Source organism: Pseudonocardia pini, assembly GCF_013870575.1.
Classification (GTDB): domain Bacteria; phylum Actinomycetota; class Actinomycetes; order Mycobacteriales; family Pseudonocardiaceae; genus Pseudonocardia; species Pseudonocardia pini.
The window spans coordinates 1-5,747 of sequence record NZ_JACBXB010000341.1; the positions used below are offsets into that span (position 1 = coordinate 1).

Annotated in this window: 7 protein-coding genes and 1 pseudogene; 4 read left to right on the forward strand and 4 right to left on the reverse strand. The window is 73.1% G+C overall.

Annotated features, from left to right (window positions below; genetic code table 11):
* A partial coding sequence (locus tag H5J29_RS18870; protein ID WP_181782300.1) for an MFS transporter occupies nucleotides 1–568 on the forward strand: 568 nt, incomplete at its 5' end.
* Between the two features lie 52 nt (nucleotides 569–620).
* Here the strand turns inward: H5J29_RS18870 and H5J29_RS18875 are convergent.
* From H5J29_RS18875 to rimO, 4 genes are all read right to left on the reverse strand, one after another.
* Nucleotides 621–1,442, reverse strand: coding sequence for a PspA/IM30 family protein (locus tag H5J29_RS18875; RefSeq protein WP_181782302.1), 822 nt, complete (start codon nucleotides 1,440–1,442; stop codon nucleotides 621–623).
* A gap of 241 nt (nucleotides 1,443–1,683) precedes the next feature.
* Nucleotides 1,684–2,052, reverse strand: a complete 369-nt coding sequence (locus tag H5J29_RS18880) for a helix-turn-helix domain-containing protein (RefSeq protein WP_181782304.1) — start codon at nucleotides 2,050–2,052, stop codon at nucleotides 1,684–1,686.
* Between the two features lie 130 nt (nucleotides 2,053–2,182).
* A complete protein-coding gene (pgsA, locus tag H5J29_RS18885) occupies nucleotides 2,183–2,803 on the reverse strand; it encodes a CDP-diacylglycerol--glycerol-3-phosphate 3-phosphatidyltransferase (protein WP_181782306.1) in 621 nt (206 codons plus the stop codon).
* Entirely contained in the window at nucleotides 2,800–4,242 is a 1,443-nt protein-coding gene (gene rimO, locus H5J29_RS18890) for a 30S ribosomal protein S12 methylthiotransferase RimO (RefSeq protein WP_181782307.1), read from the reverse strand. Before rimO ends, pgsA begins: the two co-directional genes overlap by 4 nt.
* Before the next feature lie 47 nt (nucleotides 4,243–4,289).
* On the opposite strand from rimO, the gene H5J29_RS18895 reads away from it, so the two are divergent.
* The 3 genes and pseudogenes from H5J29_RS18895 to H5J29_RS18905 form a co-directional block, all read left to right on the forward strand.
* Complete coding sequence (locus H5J29_RS18895; protein WP_181782309.1) at nucleotides 4,290–4,787, forward strand: amino-acid N-acetyltransferase; 498 nt, start codon at nucleotides 4,290–4,292, stop codon at nucleotides 4,785–4,787.
* Entirely contained in the window at nucleotides 4,784–5,440 is a 657-nt protein-coding gene (locus H5J29_RS18900; protein WP_181782311.1) for an ankyrin repeat domain-containing protein, read from the forward strand. The genes H5J29_RS18895 and H5J29_RS18900 overlap by 4 nt, the downstream gene beginning before the upstream one ends.
* 10 nt (nucleotides 5,441–5,450) lie before the next feature.
* Nucleotides 5,451–5,747: pseudogene (locus H5J29_RS18905) on the forward strand (AraC family transcriptional regulator); the annotation flags it as partial.

A 5,747-nucleotide genomic window follows, 5' to 3' on the forward strand; every position in this document is an offset into this window, starting at 1 on the left:
CATCGTGGTGCTCGGTCTCGCCGGGACCGCGGCCAACATCGGCTCGTGCGTCTACGTCGTCGCCGCCACGCTCGACCTGCAGACCGTGCGCGGGCTCTCCGCCGCGACCGCGGGCCTGCTCTTCTTCGTCTCGTCCGTCGGGCTGGCCTCCTGCGGCCCGCTCGCCGGACGACTGTCGGTGCGGTTCCCGCCCGGGATCGTCATGGGGGTCGCGCTGCTGCTGTCGGCGCCCGCCCTGCTCCTGCTGGCCGTCGCGGGACCGCTGCCGCTCTACGTCGTCGCGCTGGCGCTGTGCGGGCTCACCACCGGCATGGGGTTCGCCCTCGGTCAGCTGGCCGTGCAGAACGTGCTGCCACCCGAGCGCTCCGCCGAGGGCACCTCGGTGACGCTCACCCTGTTGATCTGCGTGGGCGGTGTCGGGGTGGTGGTGGCCGCGGCGGTGATCGAGGCCCTCGGCGACCAGCACACGACGGCGCCCGGCATCGCGGCGGTCCTCGTGGGCCTCGCGGCCCTGCTGCTGCTCGCCGGGCTGGTCACGGTCGTGACGGAGCGGGCCCGGACCCGCTGAACGCACGAACGGCACCTTCGCGCAGGCGAAGGTGCCGTCCGGACGAGGGGGCTCAGGCGGTGCCGGGCTGCTCCTGGGCCTGCGTGGCCTGGGGCGCCGACTGCGGGGAGGCCGGGATCTGCTGGGTCGGCTTCTCCGCCCCGGTGATCGAGTTCCCCGCCATCGACGCGCGGATCTGGTCCAGCCTGCTGGCACCCGCCATGTCGACGGTGGCCTGCTGCACCTCGAGCATCCGGCCCTGGACCGAGTTCTGCGCGAGCTCCGAGGCGCCCACGGCGTTCGCGTAGCGCTTCTCGATCTTGTCCCGGACCTCCTCCAGCGACGGGGTGTTGCCCGGCGCGGAGAGCTCGGTCATCTGCTGCAGCGACTTGGCCGCCTGCTCCTGCATCTTCGCCTGCTCGAGCTGGCTGAGCAGCTTCGTGCGCTCGGCGATCTTCGTCTGGAGCTGCATCGCGTTGCGCTCCACGGCCTGCTTGGCCTGCGCGGCCGCGCCGATCGACTGGTCGTGCAGCGTCTTGAGGTCCTCGACCGACTGCTCGGCGGTGACGAGCTGGGTGGCCGTGGCCTGCGCCGCCTGCTCGTACTGGCCCGCCTTCTGCTCGTCGCCCTGCGCGCGCGCCTGGTCGGCCAGCACCAGCGCCTGCCGCGCCGAGGCCTGCAGCTTCTCGATCTCCCCCAGCTGCCGGTTGAGCTTCATCTCGAGCTGGCGCTGGTTGCCGATGACGGCGGCCGCCTGCTGCGAGAGCGCCTGGTGCTGGCGCTGTGCATCCTCGATGGCCTGCTGGATCTGCACCTTGGGGTCCGCGTACTCGTCCACCTTCGACGAGAACAGGGCCATCAGGTACTTCCAGGCCTTCGTGAAACCGTTGGCCATCTGTCCGCCTACCTCCGAGTACGAATCCGGTACCGCCTGGTCGAGCGGACCGCGCGTTCCCCCCGCGACCGCCGTGATGGGGCCCATCGTGGCATCGCGGACCGGGCTGACGCCACCGCGCACGGACGATATCGGGGATCGTCCGGAGGCCGCCGTCGGGGCGACCCTGGGAACAGGTTACCGGGCCGGACGAGCCGACGTCCGGCGATCCGGACGAAGCAGACAGGTCCTCAGCGGATGCTCAGGCGGCGGAGGCGACCGGCGTGCCGGGGCGGGCGCCCATCGGTGCCCGCACGGGTGCCAGGCGCAGGTCGGCGTGTCGCTGCCCGATCGGGACCAGGGTGTCGGTGCGGCCGACGAACTCCAGCTCGCGCTCCGTGGCCGTCATCTCGCCGATCACCTCGGCGAGCAGGTCCGGCAGCGAGACGTCGAGCGCCTCGCAGATCGCGGCGAGGAGCTCGCTGGAGGGCTCCTTGCGGCCGCGCTCGACCTCGGACAGGTAGCCGAGGCTCACCCGCGCCGCCCGCGAGACGTCCCGCAGGGTGCGCTTCCGCAGGGTGCGGGCACGCCGGAGGCTGCCACCGATCGCCTCACGCAGCAGCAGAGCCATGCGCCCACCCCTCCTCGTCGGACCCGAGTGCCCCGCCGTCGGAGACCGACGACGTGCACCCACCGTACCCAGTCCGGCGCCCGCGCGTCCCCGCGGCGCAGCCCGGGACCCTTCCGCTGTGGGCGAACAGCTACTGGAGCGCCGCGTTGCGGAGGCGGAAGGCGCGGTGGACGTAGTCGGCGCCGGTGACCACCGTCAGCACCAGCGCGGCGATCATGAACGCCCACCGGACGCCGTCGACCGCGCCGGCCACGGCGGGCATCAGCTCGGTGAGCGGCAGCACGAAGAGCCCGATCGCGAACGTCTGCACCAGCGTCTTCGCCTTGCCGCCGCGGCTCGCGGGGATCACACCGATCCGGATGACCCAGAACCGCAGCAGGGTCACGCCGACCTCCCGGCCCATGATCACCACGGTCACCCACCAGGGCAGGACGGCCAGGATCGAGAGCCCGATGAGGGCGGCGCCCATCAGCGCCTTGTCCGCGATCGGGTCGGCGATCTTGCCGAACGAGGTGACCAGGCCACGCTTGCGGGCCAGCTCGCCGTCGAACCGGTCGGTGATCGCGGCGACGGCGAACAGCAGGAAGGCGCCGAGCCGCCAGCGGACGTCGTGGCCGTCGGCGGCCAGCAGCGCGGCCAGGAAGAACGGGACGAGGGCGATCCGGATCCCCGTCAACACGTTGGCGATGTTGAGCAGCGGGACCGCGTCCTCCGGCGGGGGCACGTGCTCCTCCGCCGGCACCGCACTCATCCCGCTCCCACCGCGGCGAGCTCGGGCGCCTCGACGACGACCTCGATCGCCTGCACGACGAGGTCGGCCCCCTCGGAGTCGACCACCTCGGCCCGCACGAACGACCCCGGGACGAGCGGCACGTCCCCCGCGGCGAAGACGCACTCGCCGTCGACCTCCGGGGCCTGGTGCGCGGCGCGGCCCACGGCGTCCTCGGTGTCCGACTCGGCGGTCTCCACCAGCACGACGACCTCGGTGCCGATCCGGTCCTCGGCCCGCTGGCTCATCAGCTCGTCCACCAGCGCGGAGATCCGCTGGACGCGCGCGGCGACCTCGTCCGGGTCCAGCTTGCCCTCGTAGCCCGCGGCCTCGGTGCCGTCCTCGTCCGAGTAGCCGAAGACGCCGACGGCGTCGAGCCGGGCACCGGTGAGGAACGTCTCCAGGTCGGCGAGGTCCTCCTCGGTCTCCCCCGGGAACCCGACGATCACGTTGCTGCGGATCCCCGCCTCCGGCGCCGCCGCGCGGATGCGCGCGCAGAGGTCCAGGAAGTCCGGGACCGAGCCGAAGCGGCGCATCCGGCGCAGCACCGTGGCCGACGCGTGCTGGAAGCTCAGGTCGAAGTAGGGCGCGATGCCGTCGGTGGTCGCGATGACCTGCAGGAGGTCCGGCCGGGTCTCAGCGGGCTGCAGGTAGCTGACCCGCACCCGCTCGATGCCGGGGATCGCCGCGAGCCGGGGCAGCAGGTCGACGAGCGCGCGGGTGCCGCCGGGCAGGTCCTTGCCGTACGACGTGGAGTTCTCGCTGACCAGCACCAGCTCGCGGACGCCCTCCTGGGCCAGCCACGCCGCCTCGCCGAGGATCTCCTCCGGCTTGCGCGAGACGAAGGAGCCGCGGAAGGACGGGATCGCGCAGAAGGCGCAGCGCCGGTCGCAGCCGCTCGCGAGCTTCAGCGACGCCACGGGCCCGGACTGCAGGCGGGCGCGGGGAACCCACTCGTGCCCCGGGATCGCGCGTTCGGAGGCCTGACGCTCGACCGGGGCGATGGGCAGCAGGGTCCGCCGGTCGACCGGGACGTGCGAGATCGGCGCGTGGCCGTCGAGGACGTCCTGCAGGCGCTCGGCGAGCTCGGGGTAGGCGTCGAAGCCCAGCACCGCGTCCGCCTCGGGGAGGGAGTCCGCGAGCTCCTTGCCGTACCGCTCGGCCATGCAGCCGACCGCGACGACCTTGGCCCCGCGGTTCCTCGCCACGTCCGACGCCGAGAGCAGCGTGTCGATCGAGTCCTTCTTCGCCTGCTCGACGAACCCGCAGGTGTTGACGACGATGACGTCCGCCTCGTCCGCCTCCGCCAGCTCCCAGCCCGAACCGGCCAACCTGCCCGCCAGCTCCTCGGAGTCGACCTCGTTGCGGGCGCAGCCCAATGTCAGCAGGGCGGCCCGACGGGGCTCGGCAGGGGAACTCACGGCCTCCAGCGTAGCCGGGGGGTCCGCATGATCTACGCTGCACCGCCATGGCAGCGGTGGCCGTCCGGCGGGCGCGCACCGCCGACGTGACGACGATCAAGTCCCTCGTGGACAACTATGCGGGCAAGGTGTTGCTCGCCAAGGAGATCGTCACGCTCTACGAGGCGGTGCCGGAGTTCCTGGTCGCCGAGCTCGACGGCGAGGTCGTGGGCTGCGGCGCGCTGCACGTGCTGTGGGAGGACCTGGGCGAGATCCGCACCGTGGCGGTCCATCCCTCGACGGTCGGGCGCGGCGTCGGGCACGCGATCGTGTCGGCCTTGATCGGGGGCGCGCAGGAGCTGGGGCTGCGGCGGTTGTTCGTGCTGACCTTCGAGAGACAGTTCTTCGGCAGGCACGGTTTCGTCGAGATCGACGGCACACCGGTGTCACAGGAGGTGTTCGCCGCGATGCTGCGCTCGTACGATGCAGGTGTGGCGGAGTTCCTGGACCTCGCGCACGTGAAGCCCAACACCCTCGGCAACGTGCGCATGATGTTGACCCTGTGAACGTGGTCGAGGCGGTGCGGGCGGGCGATCTCCAGCGGCTCGCCGAGCTGGTCGCCGCCGACCCCGGTCTCGTGCACGCCCGCCCGGACGGGCAGCGCACGCTCCTGCACGTCCTCGCGGACTGGCCCGGGAACCGTCCGCACGGCCCGGCGACGGCCGCGGCACTGGTCGCGGCCGGGGCGGACGTGAACGCCCGGTTCGTCGGTCCCCACCGCGAGACCCCGCTGCACTGGGCCGCGAGCAACGACGACGTCCCGCTCCTCGACGCGCTCCTCGACCTCGGCGCGGACATCGACGCCGACGGCTCCGTGATCGCCGACGGCACCCCGCTCTCCGACGCGGTGGCCTTCGGGCAGCGCCGCACGGCGGCCCGGTTGGTCGAGCGCGGCGCGGCGGTGCCACAGGCGGAGGCCGCCGCGCTCGGGCTGCTGGACCGGCTCACCGCGGTCGACGATCCGGACCTCTGTCTCTGGTACGCCTGCCACGGCGGCAGCCTCGCGGCCGCGGAGCTGCTGGCGGGGCGCGGTGCCGCGATCGACCACCTGCCGGAGTGGGAGCGTCTGACGCCGCTGGACGCGGCCGAGCGCGCCGGCGCCGCCGACGTCGTCGCCTGGCTCCGGTCACTGGGCGCGCACCGCGCCTCGGAGCTCTAGGCTCCCGGCCATGACGGAGATGGTGTGGGCGCGACCGGCGCCCGCCCTGCGGTCGCTGGTCGACCTCTACTCCGGCTACCGGATGCCCGCCGCCGAACCCGGGGTGCACATGGGTGTGCCCGGCGGGCACCTGACCTTCCTGCTCTGCCTCGAGGGGACCGTCGACATCGCGCGCATGCCCGATCCGGGCCGCTCCCCCGGGTCGTTCACCAGCATGGTCGGCGGGCTGCACGACAGCCCCGCCGTGATCACCACCGGGCCCGCCCAGACCGGGCTGCAGCTGCGGCTGACGTGGCTCGGTGCCCGC

Bases quoted from the DNA above. Each gene is read 5' to 3' on its own strand.
- pgsA (WP_181782306.1), bottom strand. From the start codon at position 2,803: ATGAGTGCGGTGCCGGCGGAGGAGCACGTGCCCCCGCCGGAGGACGCG.
- H5J29_RS18880 (WP_181782304.1), bottom strand. From the start codon at position 2,052: ATGGCTCTGCTGCTGCGTGAGGCGATCGGTGGCAGCCTCCGGCGTGCC.
- H5J29_RS18875 (WP_181782302.1), bottom strand. From the start codon at position 1,442: ATGGCCAACGGTTTCACGAAGGCCTGGAAGTACCTGATGGCCCTGTTC.
- H5J29_RS18895 (WP_181782309.1), top strand. From the start codon at position 4,290: ATGGCAGCGGTGGCCGTCCGGCGGGCGCGCACCGCCGACGTGACGACG.